A 25,252-nucleotide genomic window follows, 5' to 3' on the forward strand; every position below is an offset into this window, starting at 1 on the left:
AAGACGCTCCACCGACAAAAGGCGCCCGGAATGCCGACGAGAGGGTGCCGGTTGACCCCCACAGAAGGTCAGGAAAGAGGGATCATGCTGCCTGAGAGCGAGATCAACCGCGTGCTCGTGGTGAGCGCCCACCCCGACGACGCCGACTTCGGCTCCGCCGGGACCATCGCGCTGTTCGCCGACCGGGGGGTGGAGGTCACGTACCTGCTGGTCACCGACGGCGACGCGGGCGGCAACGAGCGCACGCTCGACAACTCCGGCATGGCCGAGCTCCGCCGCACCGAGCAGCTCGCCGCCGCCAAGGCCGTGGGCGTCAGTGACGTACGCTTCCTCGGCTACTCCGACGGCCAGGTGACCCCCACGCTTGAGCTGCGGCGCGACATCGCCCGGGTGATCCGCCAGGTCAAACCCGACCTCGTCATCACCCACCACCCCGACCGCAACTACCAGTTCGTCGCCCCCAGTCACCCCGACCACCGCGCGGTGGGCGGCGCCGCCCTCGACGCCGTCTACCCCGACGCCCGCAACCCCTACGCCTTCCCCGAACTGCTCAAGGACGAGGGCCTGGAGGCGTGGACCGTCCGCGAGGTGTGGCTCAACGGCGGCCCCACCCCCGACCACTGGGTGGACATCACCGCCTCGATGGACCGCAAGCTCGCCGCGCTGCAGTCGCACGTCAGCCAGGTCGCCCACGTGGAAGGCTTCGCCGACTTCGTCAAGAGCCGCTTCGGCGCCTGGGCCGAACAGGCCGGCTTCGGCGAGGGCCACTACGCCGAAGGCTTCCAGGTGGTCCCCACCGCCTGACCCCAGACCCTCCTACGGCCTCAGAAAACCAGGCGACACGGGCTCGCCACTCACCCCGCCGGCCCTAGGGCCGGGCACCCCCGGTGCGGGCTGAGGAGAAAGTGTGCGGGCGTGTCTCCGTGAGCTGAGACGTAGCCTGCAAGGATGCTGCTCCGCTCGATCGCCGTGCTGGCCGCCGCCAACGTGCTCAACAACAAGGTCGTCCCCCGCCTGGGACCGCTGACGTCCACCCTCGCCACCGGCGCGCTCGTCGCGATGGCCCGTAAGTCCGGGCTGACGTGGGAGGAGATCGGGTTCGAGGACGGGCGCCGGGGAGCGGTCGCGGGGGGTGTGCTGGCGGCGGCGGTGGCCGCGGTCTACAGCGTGGGGGTGGCGTCGCCGCGTACGAAGCCGCTCTTCCACGACGAGCGGGCGCTGTCGTTGTCGCGCGCCCGGGTCTTCGAGGAGGCGCTGCTTCAGGTCCCCCTGGGGACGGTGCTGCTGGAGGAGGTCGGGTTCAGGGGGGCGCTGTACGGCATGCTGCGCAAGAGCCACGGCACGGTCGCCGCCACGGCCGTCTCCTCCGGGCTGTTCGGGCTGTGGCACATCCTGCCGTCGATCGACATGGCGCGGGCCAACCCGGCGCTGGGCGCGTTGACGGCCGGAGAGCCGCCCGGGCGGCTCGACGTGGCCCGGGTGGTCGTGGGCAGCGTCGTGTCGACGGCGGCGGCCGGAGTGCTGTTCTGCGAGCTGCGCCGGCGCCGGGGCCTGCTCACCCCCGCCATGCTCCACCTCGCCACCAACTCCCTCGGCTACCTCTTCGCCCGCCTCGCCGCCCCCCGAGAGCCCGCCCCGCCCAAGCCCCTGCAACCGTCATGACCGCGAAAGCGCAGTGCGGGCAGGAGGGTGTGACTGCCCGAACTGCTCTGAGATCAGCCGGCCTCGCGCGGCGGAGGCGACAGCGCCGCGGAGGGGCTGTCTCGCGCTGTGTCGGTCACTTGTCGAGTCTTGGGGGACCGGTCGGTGGTTTCCGCGGCACCTGGCGAGGCGCCGCAGGGGGCGGTCAGGAGGCGGTCGGGCGGGTGAGGCGGGTGCGGCGGCGTTCTTCCGGGGTGAGGCCACCCCAGATGCCTTCCGACTCGCCGGCCTCTAACGCGTACGCGCGGCATTCCTCCACGACCTGGCAGCCGGCGCAGATCGCCTTCGCACGGGCCTCCTGCAGCGGGGTGGGGGCAAGGGGGAAGAAGAGGTCAGGGTCGCTGGTGCGGCATGCCCCCCTGCGCAGCCAGCCGATCTCCTCCAGTGGCATGCACCAACGGTAGGCCGAGGACAAGATCGGTGGCATCATCCTCGGGGTTGAACCCTGGCGTACGACCAGGCGACTACGTCGTCAGCAGGCGGTGACGCCGTTCTGGTAGCCGGCGGCGAAGGACCTCTGGCGTTGTTCGGCCGTTCCGTGGGCCGAGGGGTCGAGCCAGTCGTCCGTGGGGTCGCCGGCCGCCGCGAGGCTGTAGAGCAGTTCCTCCTCGTCGCCCTCCTCGGCGGCCAGGGCGCCGGACGCGACCATGCCGCTCAGGGCGGCGCCCGCGTAGCAGTCGGCCTGGAGCTCCATCTCGATGTTCAGCTGGTAGCCGGTGCGGAGCTGCGCCTGTACGGCATGCCCGAACTCATGCGGGATGATGACATAGACGGATCCGTCGCCCATCTCGCTCCACAAGGACTCCATCCAGTCCTGGTCGAACGCGATGAAATGCCCCAGCGGGCAGTAGAAGGCATTGTTCGGGACGGCGGGCTGATCGCCGCAGCTCGGCCCGAAACGTCCCGAGTAGGGGATGAAATCGTTGACAGGCCGATAAGTCCGGCCGGACTCCTGGAACTGCAGCCGCCAGAACTCCTCCGTCAGCGTCCGCGCGGTCCGTACGTCCCCCTCGAACGTGTCGTCCCCCGCCCTGTCCATCGACTCTCGCCGCACCACCCCACAGCCGGTCGAGACGACGACCAGGACCAACGTCAGGACGGCGGCCATGAACCGGGCCGAGCGGGGCGAAGTCACACCTCCAGCATGCGTCACGCGTCCCAGGTGTGCACGGGTTCGTTGGTGTGCATGCGTTCGATGTACTCCAAGGTCATGGCCCGCAGCGCCGCGTGCCGGTCGCCGCCGTGCGCGCGCACCCGGTCCACCTGCCAGCTCGCCCCCGTACGTCCCGTCAGGCACCGCCCCTCGATGACGGACAGCAGCCGATCCGCGGAAGCCCCGTCCATGCCCCACTTCGCCAGCCCTTCACGCGCCAGAGGCAGCAGCCGCCGCAGGATCAGCTCGGCGGCCGGCACCTCGCCCACTCCCGGCCAGTACAGCCGCGCGTCGAGCCCGTGCCGCGCGGCGGCCGCCAGGTTGTCCGCCGCCGCCTGGAACGACATCCGGCTCCAGATCGGACGCTCGTCGTACGGCAGCATCTGCATCAACCCGTAGTAGAACGCCGCGTTGGCCGCGATGTCGACGACGGACGGACCCGCCGGCAGCACCCGGTTCTCCACGCGGAGGTGCGGCACCCCGTCGACGACCGCGTACACGGGCCGGTTCCAGCGGTAGATGGTGCCGTTGTGCAGGGTCAGCTCGTGCAGCTCGGGGATGCGGCCCTGGTCCAGCTGGGCGCGCGGGTCCTCGTCCGCGCAGAGGGGCAGCAGGGCGGGGAAATAGCTGACGTTCTCCTCGAACAGGTCGAAGACGCTGGTGATCCACCGTTCGCCGAACCACACCCGAGGCCGTACGCCCTGCGTCTTCAGCTCCGCCGGCCGCGTGTCGGTGGCCTGCTCGAACAGCGCCATCCTGGTCTCCCTGTGCAGCTCCTTGCCGAACAGGTACGGCGAATTGGCCGCCACCGCCACCTGCGGCCCGGCGATGGCCTGGGCGGCGTTCCAGTGCGCGGCGAACATGTCGGGGCTGACCTGGAGGTGCAGCTGCACGCTGGTGCAGGCCGCCTCTGGGGCGAGGCTGTCGGCGTGCGTGTCGAGCCGTTCGACGCCCTCGATGCACAGGTGCAGGTCCTCGCCCCTGGCGGCGAAGATCTGCTCGTTGAGCAGGCGGTAGCGGGGGTTCGCCGACAGTGTGCCCTCGCCGATGTCCTGCTCGCGCAGCGTGGGCAGGATGCCGATGAGGACGAGGTGGGCGCCCTCCGACCGCGCGCGTGACTCGGCGTGGTTCAGCCTGGCGCGTACGTCGTTCTCCAGGCGCAGGGCGCCGTCACCGCTCAGCTCCTGGGGCTCGACGTTGATCTCGACGTTGAACTGGCCCAGCTCGGTCGCCCAGTCCGGCTGCGCGATGGCGGCGAGCACCTCGGCGTTGCGCATGAGGGCCTCGCCCCGCGCGTCCACGATGTTGAGCTCGATCTCCAGCCCGGCGAGCGGGTGCTCGAACGCGAAACGGGACTCGCGCAGCATCCGGGCGAACACGTCGAGGCAGCGGTGCACCTTCTCGCGGTATTGCCGGCGATCGTCCCTGCTGAACACGACGACCGGCACGTCCCTGCCCATATCTCGAAATGTCGCACGCCGAAGCCGACTAGGCCATACCGGGAAGGCAAAGGAACCCCTGTTGTCCACAGGCCGTTCGAGTTGTCCACAGGTTGGCTCAAGGCCCGCGGCGGGGCCCGCGATGCTGGCTAGGGTGCAGGCATGCGCGTACTGATCACCGGTGGAGCCGGTTACATCGGGAGCACGATCGCCTCCGCGTGCCTCGACGCGGGGATCGATCCCGTGATCCTCGACAGCCTCGTCACGGGGCGGCGGGAGTTCGCCGAGGGGCGGGTGTTCTACGAAGGCGACATCAGTGACGGGCCGCTCATCGACAAGATCTTCGCCGAATGTCCCGACATCTCGGCCGTCATCCACTGTGCCGCGCTGATCGTCGTCCCCGACTCCGTGGCCGACCCGATCGGCTACTACCGCGCCAACGTCGCCAAGAGCCTCGACTTCGTCGAGCACCTGCTCCGCAACGGGTGCACGCGCATGATCTTCAGCTCGTCGGCGTCGATCTACCAGGCGGGCGACGACCACACGGTGACCGAGGAGTCGCCGCTGGCCCCGCAGAGCCCGTACGCGCGGACGAAGGCGGTCTGCGAGGGCATGTTCGCCGACATCGCGGCCGGCCGGCCCATCAGGATCCTGTCGCTGCGCTACTTCAACCCCGTCGGGGCCGACCCTCTCATGCGGACGGGCCTGCAGCTCCGCCGCCCCAGTCACGCACTGGGCAAGATGATCGAGGCGTACGAAGAGGGCGTCCCCTTCCAGATCACCGGCACCGGCTACCCCACGGCCGACGGCACCGGCATCCGCGACTACATCCACGTCTGGGACCTGGCCGAGGCCCACGTGGCGGCCCTGCGGCGGTTCGACTCGCTGGAGGCCGACGTGATCAACCTCGGCACCGGCTCAGGCACCACCGTCCGCGAGCTGGTGGAGGCGTTCAACCGGGTGGCCGACCGGCCGATCGAGGCCGTCGAGGCCCCCGCCCGCCCAGGCGACGTGGCCGGCGCCTACACCCGCAGCGACCGCGCCCGCGAGCTGCTCGGCTGGCAGACCCGCTTCTCCTTGGAGGACGGCATCAGACACTCACTCCAATGGGCTGCCCTCCGCCCCACCCGCCTCCCCTGACCCGAAAGGGGCGGCGGGGACGCGAGGCGGGGCCGAAGCACCGGCCCGGCTCAGACCGGGCCGGTGCTTTGACGCGTGGGTCAGCCGGCGAGGCTGCCGATCGGGAGTTCGAGGCTGGAGATGTCGTCCTCGCCGTTCTCGAACGTCGTGGTCACCTGGTCGGCGGGCGGAGCCTTCACCGTGACCTTGCCGCCCCAGCCGGTGTAGCGGGTGTCCACGCTGATGCTGCCCGTCTTGCCGAGGCCGGGCACCGACAGCGGGTACGTCGTCACGAGCCGCGTCGGACGGCCCGCCTTGTCGACGGTGAGCTTCCAGCTGATCGACGCCTTCATCGCCTTGGCGGAGGGCTTGTCCATCCAGCTGGAGCGCAGCCAGGGGGAGACCTTCCACAGGTCGGCCACCCTGGTCTTGCCCGCGTAGCCGCTGCCGGTCGCCTTGGAGCGCTTGAGCAGGGCCGCGAGGGTGACGGGCTCGGCCACGTTGATGGGCTGGCCGTAGGTGCCGGTGAAGCCGCCGGTCAGGCCCTTCGGCATCTTGTACCAGGGCTTGTCCTCGGGCAGCAGCGCCGACCAGAGGTTGCCGGACAGGTAGGAGGTGGTGCCGACGCGGATCGTGCGCTCGGGCACGGTCAGCGCCTTCAGCAGCGTGCCGGTCTCGCCGTCGCCCATGCCCTCCAGGTCGCTGGCCTTGATGTTGATCTTGCCGGTGATGTCCGAGGCGGCGACGCCCGACTTGCCGAACTGCAGGGCGCCGGTACGCCGGACGAACACCTGACGGAGGCGACCATCGCTCAGCGTGGTCCGTTCGGTGAACTTCACCCCCTTGCCGGGGGCGAGCTGCTTCTTGACGGCCGCCACCGGGTTCTTGGGCGCGGCGGCCAGCGCCGGAGTGGCGCTCACGAGAGCGGCGGTCGTGGCTAACGCCACGCCGGTCAGGATTCGCTTCATGCGGATTCCTTAGGTGTTGAGGAGGAGTTGCTGATGTGCGCCGGGGCCGGAAGGGAGAGGCCCCGGCGCGGGTGTGGCGGCTACTCGACCGCGCTGAGCGAGTTCAGCGACCCGTCGGGAATGCTCTGCGGCACGTCGCTCTCAGTGCTCAGCTCGCTGACGTCGAGCACCTCGTCCGCCGGCGGGGCCTTGATCGTGACCTTGCTGCCCCAGCCGGTGTAGCGGGTGTTCACGGTGGACGTGGTCTTGCCGAGGATGCCGAAGTCCAGCCTGTACTCGCTGCGGACCCGGGTGACCAGGCCCTTGGAGTTGACGTCGAGCACGTACGAGATCGCGACCTTGCCCAGCCGCTTGTCGACCTTCTCCCCGTAGAGCCGGCCGAGCCGGCCGAAGGTGACGGTCCCCCGGTACGAGCCGCCCTTGAAGCTCTTGGCCCCCGTCACGAGCGCCTTGAGCACCTTGGGCCGGAAGATGTCCAGCGGCTGGCTGCCGGCCCGCCCACCGGTCTGGTTCGGGTAGCGCACCCACTTCTTGCCGTCGGGAAGTTCATCGCTGAACAACCCGCCCTTCGCGTACGTGTAATTGCCGACCGTGACCATCCGCGGCGGCGCGCCGAGTGGAGACCCCGCGCCTTTCACTCCTGTACGCAGGTCCATGGCCACGATTCCGGACTTGCCGAATCCGATGGTGCCGTTCGTGGTGATGCTCACGGCCCCGGTCGAACCCGCGGCCGTGCGGGCGGACTCGGAGATCCGCACGCCGTGCCCGGTGACGTACTGCTTCTTCAGCGCTTTCACCGGGTCCGCGGGCGCGGCCTGCGCGGGCGCGGCGGTCACGAATGCGGCCGACGACGCCAGCGCCAGCCCCGCGACAATTCGCTTCATAGGGTTTCCTTCGGCATTAGGCAAGAACGAGGAGCAAGCCTGACATTTGAAGATCACGAACATATATCGAGCGAAGGGTCTTATGTCGGCTAAACCGTGCAATTTGTGTGCAGGGTCCGTCCTGAAGAAGTGAGATCACCGTCACATAGCGGAAGAACCGCGACCCGATGACCTGGGCAGGTCAAGCTTCGGGCTAGGCTTCACTGGCGGAAACGCCCGGCACGACCCCTGAGCGCAGGAGCTCGCCGTGACAGAGCAGAGCGAGGAACGAAGCCCGCGCACGGCGAAGCGCACGCGACCATCAGCACAGATGCCCGGGCCGTCGAACATCAGTCGGATAAGCAAGGACGGACCCTCGTGGACCTGTTCGAACATCAGGCGAAGGAGCTCTTCGCTGACTACGGCATCCCGGTGCCACGCGGCATCGTCGCCCACAACGTGGAGGAGGTGCGGTCGGCGGCTCAGGAGCTGACCGGCCGCGTTGTCGTCAAGGCCCAGGTCAAGACCGGCGGCCGGGGCAAGGCCGGCGGTGTGAAGGTGGCCGACGACGCCGCCGACGCCGTGGCCAAGGCCGAGGCCATCCTCGGCATGGACATCAAGGGCCACACGGTCCACAAGGTGCTGGTCGAAGAGGCCAGCGCGATCGCCGAGGAATACTACTTCTCCTTCCTGCTCGACCGGGCGAACCGTACCTTCCTCGCCATCTGCTCGGCTTCGGGCGGCATGGACATCGAAGAGGTCGCCCACACCGCGCCCGAGAAGGTCGCCAAGGTTCCCGTCTCGGCCCTGACCGGCATCGACCGCGCCAAGGCCCGCGAGATCGCGGTGGCCGGCGGCCTGCCCGAGAAGGCGCTCGACGGCGCCGCCGAGCTCATCGAGAAGCTCTGGTGCTGCTTCGTCGACGAGGACGCCACGCTCGTCGAGGTCAACCCGATGATCCTGTCCGCCGACGGCCAGGTGAAGGCGCTCGACGGCAAGGTCACGCTCGACGACAACGCCGGCTTCCGCCAGGCCGACCACGAGGCGCTGGCCGACAAGGCCGCCGAGGACCCGCTCGAGGCCAAGGCCAAGGAGAAGGACCTCAACTACGTCAAGCTCGACGGCGACGTCGGCATCATCGGCAACGGCGCCGGCCTGGTCATGTCCACGCTCGACGTGGTGGCCTACGCCGGTGAGGCGTTCCCCGGCAAGCCGTCGCCCGCGAACTTCCTCGACATCGGCGGTGGCGCGTCCGCCGAGGTCATGGCGGCCGGCCTGGAGATCATCCTGTCCGACCCCAGCGTCAAGTCGATCTTCGTGAACGTCTTCGGCGGCATCACCGCCTGCGACGCCGTCGCCAACGGCATCGTCTCGGCGTTCAAGCTGCTGGAGAGCCGCGGTGAGGCCGTGACCCACCCGCTGGTGGTCCGCCTCGACGGTAACAACGCCCAGCTCGGGCGGCAGATCCTGGCCGACGCCGCGCTCCCGCGCGTCGAGCTGGTTGACACGATGGACGAGGCGGCCAAGCGCGCCGCCGAGCTCGCTGCGGTAGGTGCGTGACCCATGGCCATCTGGTTGACGGAGAACAGCAAGATCATCGTTCAGGGCATGACCGGTGGTGAGGGCACCAAGCACACCCGCCGCATGCTCGCCTCCGGTGCTCGCGTCGTGGGCGGTGTCAACGCCCGCAAGGCCGGCACCACGCACGAGGGCCTGCCCGTGTTCGGCACGGTGAAGGAGGCCATCGAGCAGACCGGCGCCGACGTGTCGGTGGTGTTCGTGCCGCCGAAGTTCACCAAGGACGCGGTCAAGGAGGCCATCGACGCCGAGATCCCGCTCTGCGTGGTGATCACCGAGGGCGTGCCGGTGCACGACTCGACCGAGTTCTGGGCGTACGCGGTGGCCAAGGGCAACAAGACCCGCATCATCGGCCCCAACTGCCCCGGCATCGCCTCGCCCGGCGCCTCCAACGCCGGCATCATCCCCGCCGACATCACCACCGCCGGCCGCATCGGCCTGGTCTCGAAATCCGGCACGCTCACCTACCAGCTCATGTACGAGCTGCGCGACTTCGGCTTCTCCACGGCCGTCGGCATCGGCGGTGACCCGGTCATCGGCACCACCCACATCGACGCGCTGCAGGCGTTCCAGGACGACCCCGGCACCGACGCGATCGTGATGATCGGCGAGATCGGCGGCGACGCGGAAGAGCGGGCCGCCGCCTACATCGAGCAGCACGTCACCAAGCCGGTCGTCGCCTACGTCGCGGGCTTCACCGCCCCCGAGGGCAAGACGATGGGCCACGCGGGCGCCATCGTGTCCGGCTCGGCCGGCACCGCCCAGGCCAAGAAGGAGGCCCTGGAGAAGGTCGGCGTCCGCGTCGGCAAGACCCCCTCCGAGACCGCCCGCCTCATGCGCGAGATCATGCAGGCGCGCTGATCGTTTCCCGAAGGGCTCCGCGTGGTATGCCGCCATGCGGAGCCCTTCGCGCGTCCGAAAGCCCCTACGCCCTCGGCGAAGAAGCGACAGAACGCGGCGATACCCGGCGCGTCAACCAAGCTTCGGTCGGGAAAGCTTGAGAAAATCGCCTACTGTGACGGCGATCCTCGACCAGTTGCGTACTGCCCCCCGGTCGGTGCTCGGCAAGCTCCCCGGAGCGCCGAGTGACGACGACGAGACGCGGCGGCCGCTGCCGGTGTCGGGAATGCTGGCCGCCGCCTGCACGCTCGGTGTCGGCCTCGCCGTGCTCACCACGCTCACCCTCGTAGGCTGGATCGCCGCGCCGCGCGGCACGCTGGGCGCCGGGCTGCCGGGTGTCTTCCGTACGGCGGCGCAGCTCTGGCTGGCCGCCCACCACGCCGGGTTCGCCATCCCCGGCGGCCGGGTCGGGCTGCTGCCGCTCGGCCTCATGATCCTGCCCGCCATGCTGCTCTACCGCGCGGGGCGCTGGATGGCCCGCGACGCCGACCTGCGGCTGCGCCTGCCCGCCCGGCTGCCCAAGAACAGCCCGAAGGAGCAGGCGGGCGCCAGGCGGCGGGCCCAGCTCGTCCTCGTGGTGCAGGCCGGGGTGTCGCTGGCGGCCCCCTACGCGCTGCTCGCCGGGCTGATCGCGCTGGTGGCCGGCAACGAGATCACCCAGCCGTTCATCGGTGAGGCGCTGCTCAGCCACTTCCTGCTGGCCTTCCTCGCCGGCTCGCTGGCCACCGCGCGCATGATCGGGCCGTGGCGGGTCATGCTGCGGCTGCTGCCCGAGCGCGTGCGCGCCCTGACCGTCGGCACGGCGGTCGCCACCGCGGTGCTGGTGGTGGCCGGGCTCGCGCTGGTGCTGCTCGCGGTCGTGCTCAACTTCGGGCAGGTCAGGCAGCTGTCGGAGGTGCTGTCGCCGGGGTTCGTGGGCGGGGTGCTGCTCATCCTGCTCCAGCTGCTCTACCTGCTCAACGCCGTCGTCTGGGCGTTCTCCTACATCGCCGGGCCCGGCTTCGCGATCGGCGCCGACACCCTGGTCGCGCCCACGGGCGTGCAGCTCGGCACGGTGCCCAGCCTGCCGATCCTGGGCGCACTGCCCGAGAGCGGGCCGGTGCCGGCGTGGATGATGGCGGTGATCGCGCTGCCGTTCGCGGCGGGCGCGGTGGCGGGCGTCATGGTGGCCCGCATCTCGCCTTCGCCGTCGTACGAGGCCGCGCCGCTGTGGGGGTTCCTGTCCGGCATCACCAGCGGGCTGGTCGCCGGGGTGCTCGCGGCGCTGTCGGGCGGGCCGATCGGCGGCGGGCGGCTGGCCACGGTGGGACCGTCGCCCTGGGAGGTGGCGCTGTCGGTGGCGCTCGAGGTCGGCGTGGCGGCCGGCATCTCCGCGGGCGTGACCAACCTGCTGCTGCTCAACAAGAAGGCCAGGGCCCCGCTCGACAAGGCCGCCGCCCCCGTACGTAAAGCCGGAGCGGCGCTGGCCAAGGCGGCGAGCAAGGTCGGGCTCGCCGAGAGCGACCCGCGCCCGCTGCCCGGCCACTGGCTCGACGCCACCGAGGCCGACACCCAGGAGATCCCCGTCATCAGGGACGACTGGCAGGACGAGCACGCGTCGGCGGAGGCCGAGACGCTGGCCCAGGCCCGGCCCCGGCTCGCCGAGCCCGAACCGGCCGCGGCCCGCCCGCCCCGCAAGGACATCGTGGACGAGTCAGACGACCGGGGCGGCCACGTGATCTACGTCGACCCTTACGCCTGGGATCGCGACTAGGTCAGGGCTGCATGGTGCCGAGCATCTGGAGGACGTCGGCGGGAAGCTTGCGCTGCGCCGCCTCCTTGAACTCGGCGAAGCACTCACCCTGCGAGGCCACCGTGCCGGCGCCCTTCATGCACTCCGTGTAGGCGGAGTATTCGTCCGCGAGATAGAGCTGCATGGCCGTGGCCCCCGCCGACAGCGCGAGCGCGAGCGAGGAGACGGTGATGCCGCCCACCGCCACGCCCGTGGGCTTGCCCTCGCTCTTGAGCAGCGGCAGCGCCCGGACCCCTGCCATCAGCGCGAACAACGCCATGACCAGGCCCGCGAGGGGCAACATGAACGTCATGGCCAGCGCTGCGATGGACAACCAGATCGCTCGGCGGCTCGCGGAATCCGCGGGCTGCTGGCCTGCCGGTGCCTTCACCGGTGTCGACACCTGACCTCCTCTGCGTCGCCGGACGATGAACAGATACCCTGTGACCCCCACCCTGTTTCCTCATTGGAGTATGCGTGTCTAAGGCTGGGCGGCTCGTCGTCCTCGTCTCCGGCTCTGGAACCAACCTACAGGCCCTGCTGGACGCTTCCGCCGATCCGTCGTACGGCGCTCGCGTGGTCGCGGTGGGCGCGGACAGGGAGGGCATAGAAGGGCTGGTCAGGGCCGAACGAGCACAGGTCCCGACATTTGTCGAAAAATTGGGCGATTACGCGACTCGGGCGGAATGGGATGCCGCGATCGCGGCCCGCATCGCCGCGTACGAACCCGACCTCGTCGTGTCCGCGGGATTCATGAAGATTCTGGGCACCCCCACCCTCGACGCCTTCCCCGTGCTCAACACCCACCCGGCGCTGCTGCCGTCGTTCCCCGGCGCCCACGGCGTACGCGACGCGCTCGCCCACGGCGTCAAGATCACCGGCTGCACGGTGATGCTCGCCGACGAGGGCGTCGACACGGGCCCCATCGTGGCGCAGGCGGCGGTGCCCCTGCTCCCCGGCGACGACGAGGAGGTCCTGCACGAGCGCATCAAGCAGGCCGAGCGGCGCCTGCTCGTCGAAACCGTCGGCCGGATGGCCCGCGAGGGCTGGACGGTCAGCGGACGTATGGTCCGCATCGGCAACCACACAGGAGGGGAAACCACGTGACTCGCATCGCCATCCGGCGCGCGTTGATCGCTGTATACGACAAGTCCGGGCTCGAAGAGCTGGCCAGAGCCCTCGACGGCGCCGGGGTGGAGATCGTCTCGACCGGTGGCACCGCCGCCGCGATCTCCTCCTTCGGGATCCCGGTGACGAAGGTGGAGCAGCTCACCGGGTTCCCCGAGTGCCTCGACGGGCGGGTCAAGACGCTGCACCCGCGCGTACACGCCGGGCTGCTTGCCGACGTCACCAAGCCGCACCACGTCGCCCAGCTCGACGAGCTCGAGATCGACCCGTTCCAGCTCGTGGTCGTCAACCTCTATCCGTTCCAGCAGACGGTGGCCTCCGGCGCGTCCGACGCCGAGTGCGTCGAGCAGATCGACATCGGCGGGCCCGCCATGATCCGCGGCGCCGCCAAGAACCACAACACCTGCGCCGTCGTCGTCGACCCCGGCTTCTACGGCGACGTGCTCAACGCCCTGTCCGAGGGCGGCTTCACCCTCACCGAGCGCCGCCGGCTCGCCGGCATCGCCTACGCCCACACCGCCTCCTACGACGTGGCCGTGGCCAACTGGTTCGGCGGCACGTACGTGGGCGAGGGCGAGTTCCCGCAGTTCACCGGCACCGCGTACGAGCGCAAGGCCACCCTCCGCTACGGCGAGAACCCGCACCAGCGCGCCGCCCTCTACACCGCGGGCGAGGGCGGGCTGGCCAACGCCGAGCAGCTGCACGGCAAGGAGATGTCCTACAACAACTACCTCGACGCCGACGCCGCCTGGCGCGCCGCGTGGGACTTCTCCGACCCCTGCGTCGCCATCATCAAGCACCAGAACCCGTGTGGCATCGCCGTCGGCGCCGACGTGGCCGAGGCCCACCGCAAGGCCCACGCGTGCGACCCGGTCTCCGCGTACGGGGGCGTCATCGCGGTCAACCGGCCCGTCACCGAAGAGCTGGCCCGGCAGATCTTCGACGTGTTCACCGAGGTCGTCATCGCGCCCGACTTCGACGCCGAGGCGCTTGATGTGCTGCGCGGCAAGAAGAGCCTGCGCCTGCTGCGCTGCCCTTCAGGGCCGGCCGACCCGACCGAGTTCCGCCGCATCGACGGCGGCCTGCTCGTCCAGACCACCGACCGCGTCGACGCGCCCGGCGACTCCGCCGCCCAGTGGGAGCTCAAGACCGGCGCCCCCGCCTCGCCCGAGGTGCTGGCCGACCTCGAGTTCGCCTGGCGGGCCTGCCGCTCGGTGAAGTCGAACGCCATCCTCCTCGCCAGCGACCGCGCCACCGTGGGCGTCGGCATGGGCCAGGTCAACCGCGTCGACTCCTGCCGCCTCGCCGTCACGCGGGCCGGCGAACGCGTCGCCGGCTCGGTCGCCGCCTCCGACGCCTTCTTCCCGTTCCCTGACGGGCTGGAGGTGCTGGCGGAGGCCGGCGTACGGGCGATCGTGGAGCCCGGCGGCTCGGTCCGCGACGCGGAGGTCGTCGAGGCGGCCGAAAAAGCCGGCATCACCCTCTACTTCACCGGCACCCGTCACTTCTTCCACTGATCAGCCACAGCAGATGGCCCGCCTCCGTCATCCGGAAGCGGGCCATCCCCGCGTTATGACCTGGCTCGCGGGGCTGGTGGGTTTTCAGGGGCTAACGGGGCTGGTTGGGCTCACGGGCCTGGTTGGGCTCACGGGCCTGGGGGCCTACGGGGCTCCGGCTCTTGGGGCTTGTGGGGTCGCGGGCGCTCGCGGGGGGCTCATGGGAGGCGGCTCACGGGGGCTCACGGGGGCTCACGGGGGCTCAGGGGGCTCATGACGGGCTCAGGCGGCTCGCGGAGGGCCGTGGGGTGCCATCGGTGCGACATCAAGACCAATCTGATGGATCTTGTCGCTTTTATCCCTTTCTGTAGCGAGCAGTCGCCAAGGAACGTTAGCCTGAAGCCCTCCTCCCCACTCCCGTCCCTCGGAGTTCTTCTATGGCGCTCGACGCATTTCTGCAGGCCTTCGTCGCCTTGAACGGCTTCTCCTCCAGCCCCATCGTCCTCGTGGTGCTCGCCCTCATCGGCGCCTACCTCGGCGGACGCATCGTGGAGGTCATCCCCTTCACCCGCCGCATTATCGAACGCCGCGAAGCCCAGCTCGCCGAACGCGAGTAACCACCTTCGACAAGATCCCAGGCACACAACAGCGCAGGCCCGCGCCACCAAACCACCCACCGCAGCCACCAGGCCGGCACACCCCCCACAGCGCCGTCTGGAGCAACAACCCGGGGCAGTTGGCGGGCAGCCCGTCAACCGCTTCCCGCGCCGACTTGGCGCGGCCCCATCCCCACGGCACGTGCCGTAACAACTGCTCGGCCAGGCCGCGCACCTCGGCCAGGGCCGTGCACCTTGCCAGGGCCGTGCACCTTGCCAGGCCGTACAACTCGGCCAGGCCGCGTACCGCTTTGCGTGCCGACGACGCACCTCGTCACCGCAGCACCGCCCGGGGCAGCGCATCCCTCTGGGCGACCCACAGCGGGGAGGGGCGGGGGCTGCTGGTCAGGTTGTTGACTTGAGGGCTTGCCAGGCCAGATTCGCGGCGCCGGCGAGGCCCGCTCGGACTCCCAGCGTGCTCTGCTTCACCTGGACTGCCCGGACGAACGCGAGCCCGGCCACGTCGTCAAGTGCTCGCTCCAGCGGTTCGAACAGTACGCTGCCCGCCGCCGACACGCCGCCGCCGATCACCACGGTCGTGACCTCGGCGGCAGCCGCTGTGGACGCGATCATGCCCGCCAGCGCCCTGGCGCCCCGCTCAAACGCCTGCACCGCGATCTCATCCCCGGCGGCGGCATCTCGTGCCAACGCCCGTGCGTCCGCCCGTTGTCCCTCGCCCTGAGCCCTGCCCTCCTCGCTGTGAGTGTGCTCCTCGTCCCCAGGAGCCCCGTTCACCCGGCCGTCCCCGAAGGGTCCTCTACCGTCCTCGAGAGGTCCGTCCCCTGCGGGCCCGTTGCCTCGGCCTCCCCCAAGAGGGCCGTTCTCCCGGCTGTTCCCGAAGGGTGCGATCCCCTGATTTCCCTCAGTACTCCCGTTCCCTTGCTTGTCCCGAGGGGTCCCTGCCCCTGGGTTCGCGTCGTGAACATGGACGAAGGGCTTTTCTGGGACGGCGGTCGTCGAGGCGCCGGGGGAGGGGGACCAGCCGCTGTCCAAGGCCCAGCGGGTCATGTTCGGACCGCTGGCGTAGCGTTCCACGCAGCCTCGTCCGCCGCATTCGCAGCGTTCGCCGTACGGGTCGATGCTCATGTGCCCGACATGTCCGGCGTTGCCTGTGGGGCCGAGGAGCGGGGCGCCCTCGATGACCAGGCCGCCGCCGATGCCGGTCGACACCACGATGCCCAGCAACGACGAGCAGCCGCGGCCGGCGCCCAGCCAGTGTTCCCCCAGCGCGAAGCACTGCGCGTCACCCGCGAGCAGCGTCGGCAGCCCGGTCAGCTTGTGCACCTCGTCCCGCAACGGGAACCCGCGCCAGCTCGGCATGTTGACGGGGCTCACGGTGCCGGTGGCCAGGTCGAGCGGGCCGGCGCAGCCGATGCCGACCGCCTGGGGCGCCGGGCCGCCTGCCGTCACCTCCGCGATGAGGGCGGCGAGGGCGGACATGACCTCCGTACGCGGGGTCGGCCGGGTCGCTGAGCGCAGGATGGAACCCTCCTCGTCCACCAGTGCGGCGGCGAGTTTGGTCCCTCCGATATCAATGGCAAGTACGCAGTTCATCAGTGTTTGTGGTGGTTGTCGGGCTGGCGGGGGTCGCCAGGATGCTCCAGGCCGGGAACGAGGGTGACCTTCCTGGCCCGCATGTCGTCCAGCCAGCGCGCGAACGCCTTACGCCGAGCGGCGGCCAGAAGGTCGTGGTCGTGGTCGTGGTCGTGGCCGGTCGGCCGGGAGGTGGGGTGAGGCAGTGTCTGCACAATTCCTTCCGGTTCGTCGGACTGCGGTTCGTCGGACTGCGGTGCGGTGGCGGCCATGGGGGACGGTGACGTGGGGACGGTCGTCCCAGGTGACGGCGTGATGGTGATCGTCTGGCCAGGTGGGGTGGTGACGGTCGTCTGGTGCGGTGACGCTGTGCTGAGTGACTCGGGTGGGGCGGTGAGGGTCGTCTGGGTGTGTGGCGTGCTTTGGGCGGCTTGATGTGGCGGGGCTGGGGCGGGCGTCTCGGGTGGGGTGGCGGTTGCCACGTGCCAGCCGAGGGCGTCCCTGATCGGGCCGACCAGGGTGTTGTACGGGTGGCTTTGGAGGGCTTGGGCGATGGCGGTGGGCAGGGAGTCGAGCGGGATGAGGCCGAGGGGTTCGAGGTCGGAGGGTGTCGCCGCCTGTGCGTCCGAGAGGGTCTCGAACAGGCGGTGGCGTACGTGGTGGCGGGGTGGTTGGTCGGGGGGCGGTGGGCGGCGCCATTCCTCCGGGACGGTCACCGTGGCCGTGACGTGCTCGAACACGGCCCGCACCCAAGGGTTGGCGTTGTAGGCGGCGGCGTTGATCGAACCGAGTTCGACCGCGGCCACCCGATCGAGCGTAAGGGCTGCGGTCGCGGCCGCTTTCGCCGGGGCGTCCGGGGCAGCGTGATCTTTGGACGACGGGGGAGTCGGGGTCGTCTGCGGTGCTACGGCCAGACTTGGGGCCGTCTGCGGTGCTACGGCCAGACTTGGGGTCGTCTGTGGTCCTACGGACAGGCCGACCTCGGTGGCGGTGGACTCGCAGAGGGCTTCGGTGAGGATGACCTGGGTGAGCCAGCGAGCGAGTTGACGGTCTTCCGAGGTGCCGGGCACGGGAAGGGCCGAGCTGAGCGGGCCGTTCCGGAGGGCGGTGAGGCGAGCGTCAAGGCGTGCACGAGGAATCGGACGTCCGTCGATCCACCCGATCACCGCCGTCTCCAGTCCGCCTCCGGCCACTCCACTGACCTCCATCGTCGAGTGGCCTCCTGTCGGGGGGTTCGCTGGTGTCATCGGGTCACCTCTAGGCGTACTGCCGGGGTGTACTGGCAGCGGCCGAACCACATGACCTTGGCCAGGGCCCACGCGTGGCCGGTCGGGTGGTCGTGGGGAACCTGCACCGGGAACGACACCTCGGCGGTCGTCCTTGCCGCCACCGTGAAGCCCTTGATGACCTCCGGGAGCAGGGACCAGGTGCCCCAAGGTGAGGCCAGCTGGGCTTCGCCGCGGATCTCGTCGGCGGTGGTGTTGGTGAGGCGCAGAGTGAGCTGGGCTCGGTCGCCGGTGGCCAGGGTGAGGGAGTCCTCGACGGTGGTGATCGACAGGCCTGTGGGGCGGGCCGTGTCGGCGGTGGTGCCGCGGGTCGCCTTGGCGAGCTCGGGTGGGGTGCCGGGGACGGGCAGCTCGGGCGCGGGGCCGATGGCGACCGTGGTGATGTCTTCGACGAGTTGCCCGCTGGTGTGGGTGCGGGCGGAGATGAAGTGCAGGCCGGGCTCGGGGGCGGCGGTCGGCGTCACCGTCACGGGGAAGCGGAGGTGTCCGCCGGGGGTGAGGCGGAACGGGCGGGCGGACGGGGTGGCCGTCCAGCCCTCGGGGACGCGGATCTCGGCGACGCCCTCGTGCGCGGTGTCGGTGAGGTGGGAGGCCAGGACGACCTCCACCTCGAACGGCCCTTCCGGCGACTCCACGAGACCCGGCGTGACCGCGATGGAGACCGGGAGGTAGCCCAGGGGTGCCGGGCCCTTGTTGTGCAGCCAGTAGCGGCTGTAGACGGGCTGGGCCTGCTCGGTCGTGCGCGCGAGCTCCGGCGCCGTGGACGGGAGCGGGGCCACGGACGGGAGCGGGGCCGAGGCGAGGTAGGTGGCGACCTCGAAGCCACCGAGGTCGATGAGCGCAGGCGCAGGCGCAGGCGAGGGCGAGGGCGAGGGGGTGGGGCTTGCGGGCTCATCGATGGCCGCAGTTGTGGTGGCTGCGGAGTCGGAGGACGCAAGGGAGCCGGGTGTTGGCCGGGTCTGCTTGCTGGGGGCAGCGGGGGTGGCGCTCTCGGTCGTGCGGGTCAGCGCGGTGGAGGTGGGGGTCGGGGGGTGTTCGAGGAGGTTGGCGGGGGTGAGGGTGTGCAGGTCGAGGACGGGGGAGGTCAGCTCGGCCCGGGTGCCCAGGCCGGTGGATTCGATCAGGCGGATCGTCACGGCGGAGGTTTCCGAGGACCCCTCTGCGCGGCCGTGGGCGTGGGGGTTGCCGGTGGATTTGAGGGTGCTCAGGAGGACGTCGCGCTCGGGGGACACCGTCAGCAGGGAGTGAACCGGTGGGAGGGGGCCCGTCTGCGGGGTGTCGAGGAGGCGGGTGTGGAGGGGGGTGATGTGTTCCTGGGCGGCCGCGGGCAGGCGCAGGGCGCGCCAGTCGCCGGGGCCCGAGACAAGGGAGTAGGAGAACTCGTGCGTCCAGTGCTGGAGCTGGAAGCCGGAGCCGTCGGGGGTGGTGCGGCGCGGCGGGTCGAGCCAGATGCCGGAGGGCCAGCCGGTGCAGGACCGCATGAGCGACAGGTGCAGGGCACCGGACGGGTCGACCGCGAACCCGGGCAGCCCGTACGCCAGCAGCGCCACCGTACGGTCCTCAAGGCGCTCGCCGCCCAGCGGGCACACGGCCTCGATGGTCGCGTCGGCCAGGTCGGCCACCAGGTCGGCGATGGAGTCGGTGACGATGAGGGCCGGGAGGGCCCGCAGGTCGCGCAGGTCGGCGCTGGGCTGCCAGGCCTCGGGCAGCGGACGCTCGGCGGGGATCCAGACGCGGGTGGCCCCCTCGCTCAGCGCCTTCGCGTAGGACTCGTCGGCCCTGGCGAGCAGGTCGGCGGCCACCGGGTTGGTGTCGGGGCCGCCCAGCACGAGGCGCACGTCGGGCAGGTTGGAGTCGACGTCGAGCCAGCCGTAGCGGGTGCCGTCGGCGGATGAGGTGGTGGCGGTGACGCCGGCCCTGGCCAGGGCCACGACCAGGTCGCGGGCCTGCGGAGCGTCGTCGAGGGCGGGCACCACGACCTCGGCCACGCCGAGCGCGCGTGCGCCCGCCGCGCCCAGATCGACCTTCGCGGTGGCCGAGAGACCGAACCAGGTGTTGGCCGGGTTGTCGAGCGTCCACGGGTGGTGGGCCGTATCGACGTCGGGCAGCGCGAAACCACGCCCCACCACGGCCCCCGAGACGTCGGACACCGGCAGCGCCCCCTCCACCCGGGCCGGGAACCGCACTCGCAGCAGCCGGTCGGCGCCGGTGTGGTCGAGGACGCGGGTGGTGAAGTCGATGCGGTCGGAGCCGGCCGGGAGGGTGACGACCTGCTCGTAGGTGATCTCGCCGACCTGCCCGGTCACGATCAGCCGCCGGCCCACCGGGCTGCTCTCGGCGCGCACACCGGTCGCGGCGGCCGACGACGAGCCCACGACGTGGCCGGTCGGGATGAGGTGCCAGGGGCCCTCGCCCATGTCGGGATGCTGCGGATATTCGTCGTAGAGACGCAGCTCGTTGCCGGGGCCGGTGAGGACCTCCTGGCCGGTGGCGCGGTCGACGATGGAGACGAGGGTGCCGCCCTTGTCAGGGTCTGCGGTGATCTGCCAGCGGTCGTTCTCGATGGTGACGCCGGACGCCGGTTGCCACGTCTCGGGGATGCCGGGCACCACGCGGTACGTGCGCCAGCCCACCGACGGCACGTCGCGGGCCAGGAACGTGAGCTTGCCGCCCTCCGCCACGGCGGGCACCGGGACCCCGGAAGGGTCGGCCAGGACGTGACCCTCGGGCAGGGCGGCCGAGGCCAGGCCGTCACGTGCGAACGGCAGCGTGTTGGCGACGAGCACCCCCGGCGCGTCGGTCGTGACCTGGGCGGACAGGGCCGACAGGGCGTTGTCGCGGGCCTCGGCGGCCAGGTCGTACGCCTCGCGCCACCCGGTCAGCAGGTCGATGTAGACCTGGTCGGACTCGGAGCCGGTGATGGCGTCGTGGTGGGCGCCGTAGGCGAGCTGCCGCCACACCTTGTCGAGCGCCGTGTGCGGGTAGCCGCCCAGCCCCAGCACACGGGCGAACGTCGCCAGCCGCTCGGCGTCGAGCGCCGCCACCTCGGCCGCGCGCTGGGCCTGCTTGGTGTCGATGTAGGAGACGTCTTTCCCGGTGTAGATCGGGTTCATGTCGCGCGTCTGGGGGCTGTAGGACGACAGCCCGGCGCGTACGGCGTCGAGGAAGTCACGCGGGACGGCGCACACGAACCTGGGCCAGACGTAGCGGGACGCCCACGTGCGGTGGATGTCGGTCACCCACTTGTTGGGCGGGGTGTAGTCGGTGCCGACCGGGAGCAGGATGTTCTTCGTCGCGGCCACCGGCTTGAGCGAGCGGTAGAGGTCGTAGACCGCCTGGCAGGCGTCCTCAAGGGACGGGGACGAGTCCATCCACCAGCCGGCGGAGTAATGAGCCGGCATGTAGTGGGTCAGCACGCCCTGCCCCGACGGCGCGATCCACTCGAACTCGCTCGGGAACTGCATCAGCGCCGCGTCGTTCTTGGCCTCTTTGAAGTTCTTACTGATGGGGCCCCACTGGTGGAACGGGCCGCGCGCCCACGCGCTGGCCGTCAGCCCGGCCGCCGCGAGGTAGCCGGGGAACTGCGGGTCGTGACCGAACACGTCGAGCTGCCACGCCGTGCGCGGGTCGCCGCCGAGGATGTCGCGCTGGTAGCCGATGCCGTAGACGAGGTTGCGGATCGTGGTCTCGGCGCCGGTGAGGTTGGTGTTGGGTTCGTTGTACGTGCCGCCGACCAGCTCCACCCGGCCCTCGGCCATGAGGGCTTTGAGATCGGCCCGGCGCTCGGGATGGGTGTCGAAGAACGGCTTGAGGTAGTCGACCTCGGCCAGCACGAACCGGTAGTCGGGGTCGCGCAGCGCCAGCTCGATGTGGGCCTCGACCAGGGCGAACGCGTTGTCCTCCCAGAGCGGCCTGGTGGTGGCGTCGGCCGACAGCAGCTCCCACGGGCTGGTGTAGGCGGCCTGCGTGTTCCACCACACGGGGTCGTAGTGGAAGTGGGACACCATGAACATCGTCCAGCCCGGCTCCTCGGCCGTGACCTCGACCTCCAGCTCCTCGCCGTCGAGGGTGAGCAGGCAGGGGACCGTCGTGCCCGGCTCGGCCGACACCTCCAGCGGGACCTCGTGCACTCCCGCTTCCGGCGGGATCATGACATGTCCGGCCAGCCGGACGCCCGCGCCGCGTAGCTCCAGCGACGACTCGCGCTCGCCTGCCGCCACGGTGACGCGCAGGACTTGGTGCGGCTCTTCCTGGGAGCCGACGAACAGGTCGGTGGACTCGGCGGACAAGAGGCGGAACGGCAAGGGGGACCTCCGGACGCGTGGTGCTGGCGCCGAAAACACTAAGCCTTCGCCGAATCGATGACAACGATGTCAGCCTTTGGCTGTGGATAACCCGCCCCGGCCGCTCGTGGCCTGTGGATAAGTCACCGGGAATGACGGCAACCGGTACACCACGAACGGACGGCGTCCCGCCGGTGCAGGCCGCTTTGGGCGGCCGTCCCTGGGAGTCGGTCGCCACCACTTCGTGGCGCGGGACGGTGGCGCGGGACGGTGGCGCGGGACGGTGGCGCGGGACGGTGGCGCGGGACGGTGGCGCGGGACGGTGGCGCGGGGGTGGTTGGCTTCGGTACCGGGGCAGGGCATTTCGGTGGTGGCGCGGGGGGTGGTCGGGCTGTGGGGTTGGCGGCCGTGGCCGGGGGTGTGGGGTGGTGCGGGGGAGGTCAGGGGGCATGACAGGATTGCGGCATGAGCGCTGTGAAACTCGATGGCAAGGCCACCGCCGCAAAGATCAAGGCAGATCTCACCAAGCGGGTGGCCGCGCTCAAAGAACGCGGGATCACGCCCGGCCTGGGCACCGTTCTGGTGGGGGACGACCCCGGCAGCCAGATCTACGTCGCGGGCAAGCACCGCGACTGCGCGGAGGTGGGCATCGCCTCCATCCGCGTCGATCTGCCGGCCACCGCGTCCCAGACCGACGTCGAGGCGGCCATCGACGAGCTCAACGCCTCACCGGCGTGCACGGGCTACATCGTGCAGCTCCCCCTGCCCAAGCACCTCGACACGATGGCGCTGCTGGAGCGCATCGACCCGGCCAAGGACGCCGACGGGCTGCACCCGGTCAACCTCGGCCGTCTCGTGCACATGGTGGACGCGCCGCTGCCCTGCACGCCGCACGGCATCGTGCTGCTGCTGCGCGAGTACGGCGTGCCGATCAAGGGGGCTGAGGTCGCCGTGGTCGGCCGCGGCATCACGGTGGGGCGCTCGCTCGGGCTGCTGCTGACCCGGCGCAGCGAGAACGCCACGGTGACCCTGTGCCACACCGGCACCCAGGACCTCGCCTCGCATGTACGGCGGGCCGACATCGTCGTGGCGGCGGCCGGCGTGCCCGAGCTGATCACGCGCGACATGGTCAAGCCGGGGGCCGCCGTTCTCGACGTCGGGGTCTCCCGGGTGGCGGGCAAGATCGCCGGGGACGTGGCTCCGGACGTCGAGGAGGTCGCCGGTTACCTCACGCCCAACCCGGGCGGCGTCGGCCCGATGACCCGCGCCCTGCTCCTCGCCAACGTCGTCGAAGCCGCCGAACGCCAGCTCGTCTAACCCCGCCGGCCGTTGGTGCGGGCCTGATGCCGGCACCTCTGGCCCGCCCTGGGCCCACTCCAGGCCCGCCCTGGGCCCGGAGTCCATGGGGGTGGAGCAGCCATTTCATGGGGCTGGTGCCGGTCGCCGCCCGCAGGTTGCGGTGGAAGCTGCGTACGCTCATCCCCGCGCGGGCGGCCAGGTCCTCGACGGTGAGCGGGGCGTCGAGGTGCTCCAGCGCCCAGTGCAGGACGGGGGCGACCCGTCGTCGGTCACATCGACGGCGCGCTCCACGAACTGGGCCTGGCCGCCCGGCCCGTGGGCGGGCACCACGAGGCGGCGGGCGAGCTGGTTGGCCACCCGCGCGCCAAGGTCGCGGCGGACGATGTGCAGGCACAGGTCGAGCCCGCCGCTGAGCCCGGCGCTGGTGAGCACGTCGCCGTCGTCGACGTATAGGACCGAGTCGTCCACCCGCACCTGCGGGTACCGCTCGGCCAGCTCGCGGGTGTGCTCCCAATGGGCGGTGGCGGGACGGCCGTCGAGGAGGCCCGCGGCGGCGAGCGCGAACACGCCGTTGCAGAGCGAGACCATCCGCGCGCCCGCGCGGCGGAGGGCGTCGAGCAGTTCCGGGGACAGGTCGCGCTCGCCCCGCAGGTACGCCTCCGGCACGACAGGGACGATCACCGTGTCCGCCCGCTCCAGCTCCTCCAGCCCGTACGGCGCGTTGCAGGGGAACCCCGGCACCGAGGAGGTCGTCCCGGGGCGCATCCCGACTGAAGGCGGGCCACCCCCCGACCATCTGGAACCGCACGTCGGGGCAGGGCGCGGGCCCTGGTCGAGGCGGGCGCGAGCGAGGCTCCGACGGTGGGTGCCGCCGCCGCCGCCCCGCTCGTCATCGTCTGCGTACGGGACTACGACGCCGTACGCGACCTGCTGGCCCCGGCGGAGACGGAGCTGTCCGGCCGCGCCCTGGTGAACCTCACCTCGGGCGCGTCCGACGAGGCCCGCACGATGGCCGGCTGGGCGGCGGAACGCGGGGCCGAGTACCTGGACGGGGCGATCATGATGACCCCGCCCGGCATCGGCGCGCCGGAGACGGTCATCCTGTACGGAGGCCCGTCCGCCGCGTACGAGGCGTACGAGCGGACCCTGCGGGTGCTGGGCGGCGGCACCACGCTGATCAGCACCGACGTCGGCCTCCCGTCGCTGTACGACGTCGCGCTGCTCGGGATCATGTGGTCGACGTTCAACGGCTTCACGCACGGCGCGGCGCTCCTGGGCACCGAGAAGATCGTGGCCACCGACTTCCTGCCGATGGCCACGGACTGGCTGAAGGGGGTGGCGTCGTTCCTGACGGCCTACGCCCACCAGATCGACGCGAGCTCCTTCGCCGCCGACGACGCCACCCTGGAGACCCAGGTCCCGCCGGTCCGGCACCTCATCCACGAGAGCCGGATGCGCGGCATCGACGCCACCATGGCGGAGTACACCGGCGAGCTGCTCGCCGAGGCGATCGACCGCGGGCACGCCCTCGGCAGCTATGCCCGCGTCATCGACCACTTCCGGAGGTGGGCGCCGTCAGGGGCTCGTGTAGTGGTGGAGGAGGGCGGGTTCGCCGGCGGCGTTGAGCCACCGGCCGCGGGTGGTGCCGGTGTGGCGCCAGCCCGTTCGTTCGTACAGGGCGATGGCGGCGGTGCCCTCTGAGGAGACCTCCAGCTTGAGCGGGCCGGGGGTGGCGGCGCGGACGGCGTCGAGGAGGTGGGCGGCCAGGCCGCGGCCGCGCGCGGCCGGGGTGACGAACAGGCGGACGATCTCCGCGTCCCGGGTGAGGCCGACGTGCCCGAGGACAGCGCCGTCCTCGACCGCGACCCAGGCCGATGTCAGGTCGGAGGGGGTGAGCCACCCACCGGGGTCGCTCGGCCAGTCGACGGGGTAGCGGTCGGCGGCCTGGACCTGGGCGAGTGCCTCCACGCAGGCGTCCAGGTCGGCGGGCAGGCGAAGACGGATGTGCATGCGGGCCAGGGTACGGCCGCGCGCCGGGCGCCCGTTCGCGGGGTCAGGGGAGGAAAGTGCCGCCGCCCT

Annotated in this window: 22 protein-coding genes and 1 pseudogene; 11 read left to right on the forward strand and 12 right to left on the reverse strand. The window is 71.0% G+C overall.

Annotation, left to right across the window (positions count from 1 at the left end):
* Positions 1-84 precede the first annotated feature (84 nt).
* Positions 85-804, forward strand: coding sequence for a PIG-L deacetylase family protein (locus AB0K28_RS03965; protein WP_364364766.1), 720 nt, complete (start codon positions 85-87; stop codon positions 802-804).
* 144 nt (positions 805-948) lie between these two features.
* A complete protein-coding gene (locus AB0K28_RS03970) occupies positions 949-1,662 on the forward strand; it encodes a CPBP family intramembrane glutamic endopeptidase (protein ID WP_364364769.1) in 714 nt (237 codons plus the stop codon).
* A 184-nt stretch (positions 1,663-1,846) separates the two neighbouring features.
* On the opposite strand, the gene AB0K28_RS03975 is transcribed toward AB0K28_RS03970, so the two are convergent.
* The 3 genes from AB0K28_RS03975 to AB0K28_RS03985 all read right to left on the reverse strand — a co-directional run bounded on the left by AB0K28_RS03975 (position 1,847) and on the right by AB0K28_RS03985 (position 4,314).
* A complete protein-coding gene (locus tag AB0K28_RS03975; protein ID WP_364364772.1) occupies positions 1,847-2,092 on the reverse strand; it encodes a WhiB family transcriptional regulator in 246 nt (81 codons plus the stop codon).
* An 81-nt stretch (positions 2,093-2,173) separates the two neighbouring features.
* On the reverse strand, positions 2,174-2,836 hold the full coding sequence (locus AB0K28_RS03980) for a neutral zinc metallopeptidase (RefSeq protein WP_364364775.1): 663 nt from the start codon (positions 2,834-2,836) through the stop codon (positions 2,174-2,176).
* Positions 2,837-2,850: 14 nt separating this feature from the next.
* Complete coding sequence (locus tag AB0K28_RS03985) at positions 2,851-4,314, reverse strand: glutamate--cysteine ligase (RefSeq protein WP_364364778.1); 1,464 nt, start codon at positions 4,312-4,314, stop codon at positions 2,851-2,853.
* 141 nt (positions 4,315-4,455) lie between these two features.
* Here AB0K28_RS03985 and galE point away from each other — a divergent pair, with 141 nt between their 5' ends.
* On the forward strand, positions 4,456-5,433 hold the full coding sequence (gene galE / locus AB0K28_RS03990; protein ID WP_364364781.1) for a UDP-glucose 4-epimerase GalE: 978 nt from the start codon (positions 4,456-4,458) through the stop codon (positions 5,431-5,433).
* Between the two features lie 80 nt (positions 5,434-5,513).
* On the opposite strand, the gene AB0K28_RS03995 is transcribed toward galE, so the two are convergent.
* Entirely contained in the window at positions 5,514-6,380 is an 867-nt protein-coding gene (locus AB0K28_RS03995; RefSeq protein WP_364364784.1) for a hypothetical protein, read from the reverse strand.
* Positions 6,381-6,460: 80 nt separating this feature from the next.
* On the reverse strand, positions 6,461-7,264 hold the full coding sequence (locus tag AB0K28_RS04000) for a hypothetical protein (RefSeq protein WP_364364787.1): 804 nt from the start codon (positions 7,262-7,264) through the stop codon (positions 6,461-6,463).
* 357 nt (positions 7,265-7,621) lie between these two features.
* On the opposite strand from AB0K28_RS04000, the gene sucC reads away from it, so the two are divergent.
* The 3 genes from sucC to AB0K28_RS04015 all read left to right on the forward strand — a co-directional run bounded on the left by sucC (position 7,622) and on the right by AB0K28_RS04015 (position 11,474).
* Positions 7,622-8,803 (forward strand): ADP-forming succinate--CoA ligase subunit beta, encoded by a 1,182-nt coding sequence (sucC, locus tag AB0K28_RS04005; protein ID WP_345395965.1) that lies wholly within the window; start codon positions 7,622-7,624, stop codon positions 8,801-8,803.
* 3 nt (positions 8,804-8,806) lie between these two features.
* Positions 8,807-9,682, forward strand: a complete 876-nt coding sequence (gene sucD, locus AB0K28_RS04010; protein ID WP_345395968.1) for a succinate--CoA ligase subunit alpha — start codon at positions 8,807-8,809, stop codon at positions 9,680-9,682.
* A 175-nt stretch (positions 9,683-9,857) separates the two neighbouring features.
* Positions 9,858-11,474, forward strand: a complete 1,617-nt coding sequence (locus AB0K28_RS04015; protein WP_355410979.1) for a DUF6350 family protein — start codon at positions 9,858-9,860, stop codon at positions 11,472-11,474.
* A gap of 1 nt (position 11,475) precedes the next feature.
* Here AB0K28_RS04015 and AB0K28_RS04020 read toward each other — a convergent pair whose 3' ends face one another.
* Positions 11,476-11,895, reverse strand: a complete 420-nt coding sequence (locus AB0K28_RS04020; RefSeq protein WP_364364792.1) for a hypothetical protein — start codon at positions 11,893-11,895, stop codon at positions 11,476-11,478.
* A gap of 74 nt (positions 11,896-11,969) precedes the next feature.
* On the opposite strand from AB0K28_RS04020, the gene purN reads away from it, so the two are divergent.
* The 3 genes from purN (at position 11,970) to AB0K28_RS04035 (ending at position 14,733) form a co-directional block, all read left to right on the forward strand.
* On the forward strand, positions 11,970-12,599 hold the full coding sequence (gene purN / locus AB0K28_RS04025; protein ID WP_364364795.1) for a phosphoribosylglycinamide formyltransferase: 630 nt from the start codon (positions 11,970-11,972) through the stop codon (positions 12,597-12,599).
* On the forward strand, positions 12,596-14,137 hold the full coding sequence (purH, locus tag AB0K28_RS04030; RefSeq protein ID WP_364364798.1) for a bifunctional phosphoribosylaminoimidazolecarboxamide formyltransferase/IMP cyclohydrolase: 1,542 nt from the start codon (positions 12,596-12,598) through the stop codon (positions 14,135-14,137). The genes purN and purH overlap by 4 nt, the downstream gene beginning before the upstream one ends.
* A gap of 416 nt (positions 14,138-14,553) precedes the next feature.
* Positions 14,554-14,733 (forward strand): hypothetical protein, encoded by a 180-nt coding sequence (locus AB0K28_RS04035; protein ID WP_345395977.1) that lies wholly within the window; start codon positions 14,554-14,556, stop codon positions 14,731-14,733.
* Positions 14,734-15,117: 384 nt separating this feature from the next.
* Here the strand turns inward: AB0K28_RS04035 and AB0K28_RS04040 are convergent, their stop codons facing one another.
* The 3 genes from AB0K28_RS04040 to AB0K28_RS04050 form a co-directional block, all read right to left on the reverse strand.
* Entirely contained in the window at positions 15,118-16,326 is a 1,209-nt protein-coding gene (locus AB0K28_RS04040; protein ID WP_364364801.1) for an ROK family protein, read from the reverse strand.
* Positions 16,326-17,111 (reverse strand): hypothetical protein, encoded by a 786-nt coding sequence (locus tag AB0K28_RS04045; protein ID WP_364364804.1) that lies wholly within the window; start codon positions 17,109-17,111, stop codon positions 16,326-16,328. Before AB0K28_RS04045 ends, AB0K28_RS04040 begins: the two co-directional genes overlap by 1 nt.
* A gap of 437 nt (positions 17,112-17,548) precedes the next feature.
* Entirely contained in the window at positions 17,549-21,895 is a 4,347-nt protein-coding gene (locus AB0K28_RS04050) for a glycoside hydrolase family 38 C-terminal domain-containing protein (RefSeq protein ID WP_364364807.1), read from the reverse strand.
* Positions 21,896-22,339: 444 nt separating this feature from the next.
* Here AB0K28_RS04050 and AB0K28_RS04055 point away from each other — a divergent pair, with 444 nt between their 5' ends.
* On the forward strand, positions 22,340-23,191 hold the full coding sequence (locus AB0K28_RS04055) for a bifunctional methylenetetrahydrofolate dehydrogenase/methenyltetrahydrofolate cyclohydrolase (protein WP_364364810.1): 852 nt from the start codon (positions 22,340-22,342) through the stop codon (positions 23,189-23,191).
* Here AB0K28_RS04055 and AB0K28_RS04060 read toward each other — a convergent pair.
* On the reverse strand, positions 23,103-23,354 hold the full coding sequence (locus AB0K28_RS04060; RefSeq protein ID WP_364364813.1) for a hypothetical protein: 252 nt from the start codon (positions 23,352-23,354) through the stop codon (positions 23,103-23,105). The two genes, AB0K28_RS04055 and AB0K28_RS04060, sit on opposite strands and share 89 nt — an antisense overlap.
* Positions 23,351-23,914 (reverse strand): DJ-1/PfpI family protein, encoded by a 564-nt coding sequence (locus AB0K28_RS04065; RefSeq protein WP_364364816.1) that lies wholly within the window; start codon positions 23,912-23,914, stop codon positions 23,351-23,353. Before AB0K28_RS04065 ends, AB0K28_RS04060 begins: the two co-directional genes overlap by 4 nt.
* A gap of 120 nt (positions 23,915-24,034) precedes the next feature.
* Between AB0K28_RS04065 and AB0K28_RS04070 the strand changes: the two are divergent.
* Positions 24,035-24,679 (forward strand): annotated as a pseudogene (locus tag AB0K28_RS04070) (NAD(P)-binding domain-containing protein); the annotation flags it as partial.
* Between the two features lie 69 nt (positions 24,680-24,748).
* On the opposite strand, the gene AB0K28_RS04075 reads toward AB0K28_RS04070, so the two are convergent.
* Positions 24,749-25,183, reverse strand: a complete 435-nt coding sequence (locus AB0K28_RS04075; protein WP_364364819.1) for a GNAT family N-acetyltransferase — start codon at positions 25,181-25,183, stop codon at positions 24,749-24,751.
* Positions 25,184-25,252 lie beyond the last annotated feature (69 nt).

Source organism: Nonomuraea sp. NPDC049504, assembly GCF_040676845.1.
Lineage (GTDB): Bacteria > Actinomycetota > Actinomycetes > Streptosporangiales > Streptosporangiaceae > Nonomuraea > Nonomuraea salmonea.

Coding starts and splice junctions, on each gene's coding strand:
- AB0K28_RS03995 (WP_364364784.1), bottom strand. CDS start 6,380: ATGAAGCGAATCCTGACCGGCGTGGCGTTAGCCACGACCGCCGCTCTC.
- AB0K28_RS03985 (WP_364364778.1), bottom strand. CDS start 4,314: ATGGGCAGGGACGTGCCGGTCGTCGTGTTCAGCAGGGACGATCGCCGG.
- AB0K28_RS03975 (WP_364364772.1), bottom strand. CDS start 2,092: ATGCCACTGGAGGAGATCGGCTGGCTGCGCAGGGGGGCATGCCGCACC.
- sucD (WP_345395968.1), top strand. CDS start 8,807: ATGGCCATCTGGTTGACGGAGAACAGCAAGATCATCGTTCAGGGCATG.
- AB0K28_RS04035 (WP_345395977.1), top strand. CDS start 14,554: ATGGCGCTCGACGCATTTCTGCAGGCCTTCGTCGCCTTGAACGGCTTC.
- AB0K28_RS04000 (WP_364364787.1), bottom strand. CDS start 7,264: ATGAAGCGAATTGTCGCGGGGCTGGCGCTGGCGTCGTCGGCCGCATTC.
- AB0K28_RS03970 (WP_364364769.1), top strand. CDS start 949: ATGCTGCTCCGCTCGATCGCCGTGCTGGCCGCCGCCAACGTGCTCAAC.
- AB0K28_RS04055 (WP_364364810.1), top strand. CDS start 22,340: ATGAGCGCTGTGAAACTCGATGGCAAGGCCACCGCCGCAAAGATCAAG.
- AB0K28_RS03965 (WP_364364766.1), top strand. CDS start 85: ATGCTGCCTGAGAGCGAGATCAACCGCGTGCTCGTGGTGAGCGCCCAC.
- AB0K28_RS04060 (WP_364364813.1), bottom strand. CDS start 23,354: ATGAGCGTACGCAGCTTCCACCGCAACCTGCGGGCGGCGACCGGCACC.
- AB0K28_RS04075 (WP_364364819.1), bottom strand. CDS start 25,183: ATGCACATCCGTCTTCGCCTGCCCGCCGACCTGGACGCCTGCGTGGAG.
- AB0K28_RS04040 (WP_364364801.1), bottom strand. CDS start 16,326: ATGAACTGCGTACTTGCCATTGATATCGGAGGGACCAAACTCGCCGCC.
- galE (WP_364364781.1), top strand. CDS start 4,456: ATGCGCGTACTGATCACCGGTGGAGCCGGTTACATCGGGAGCACGATC.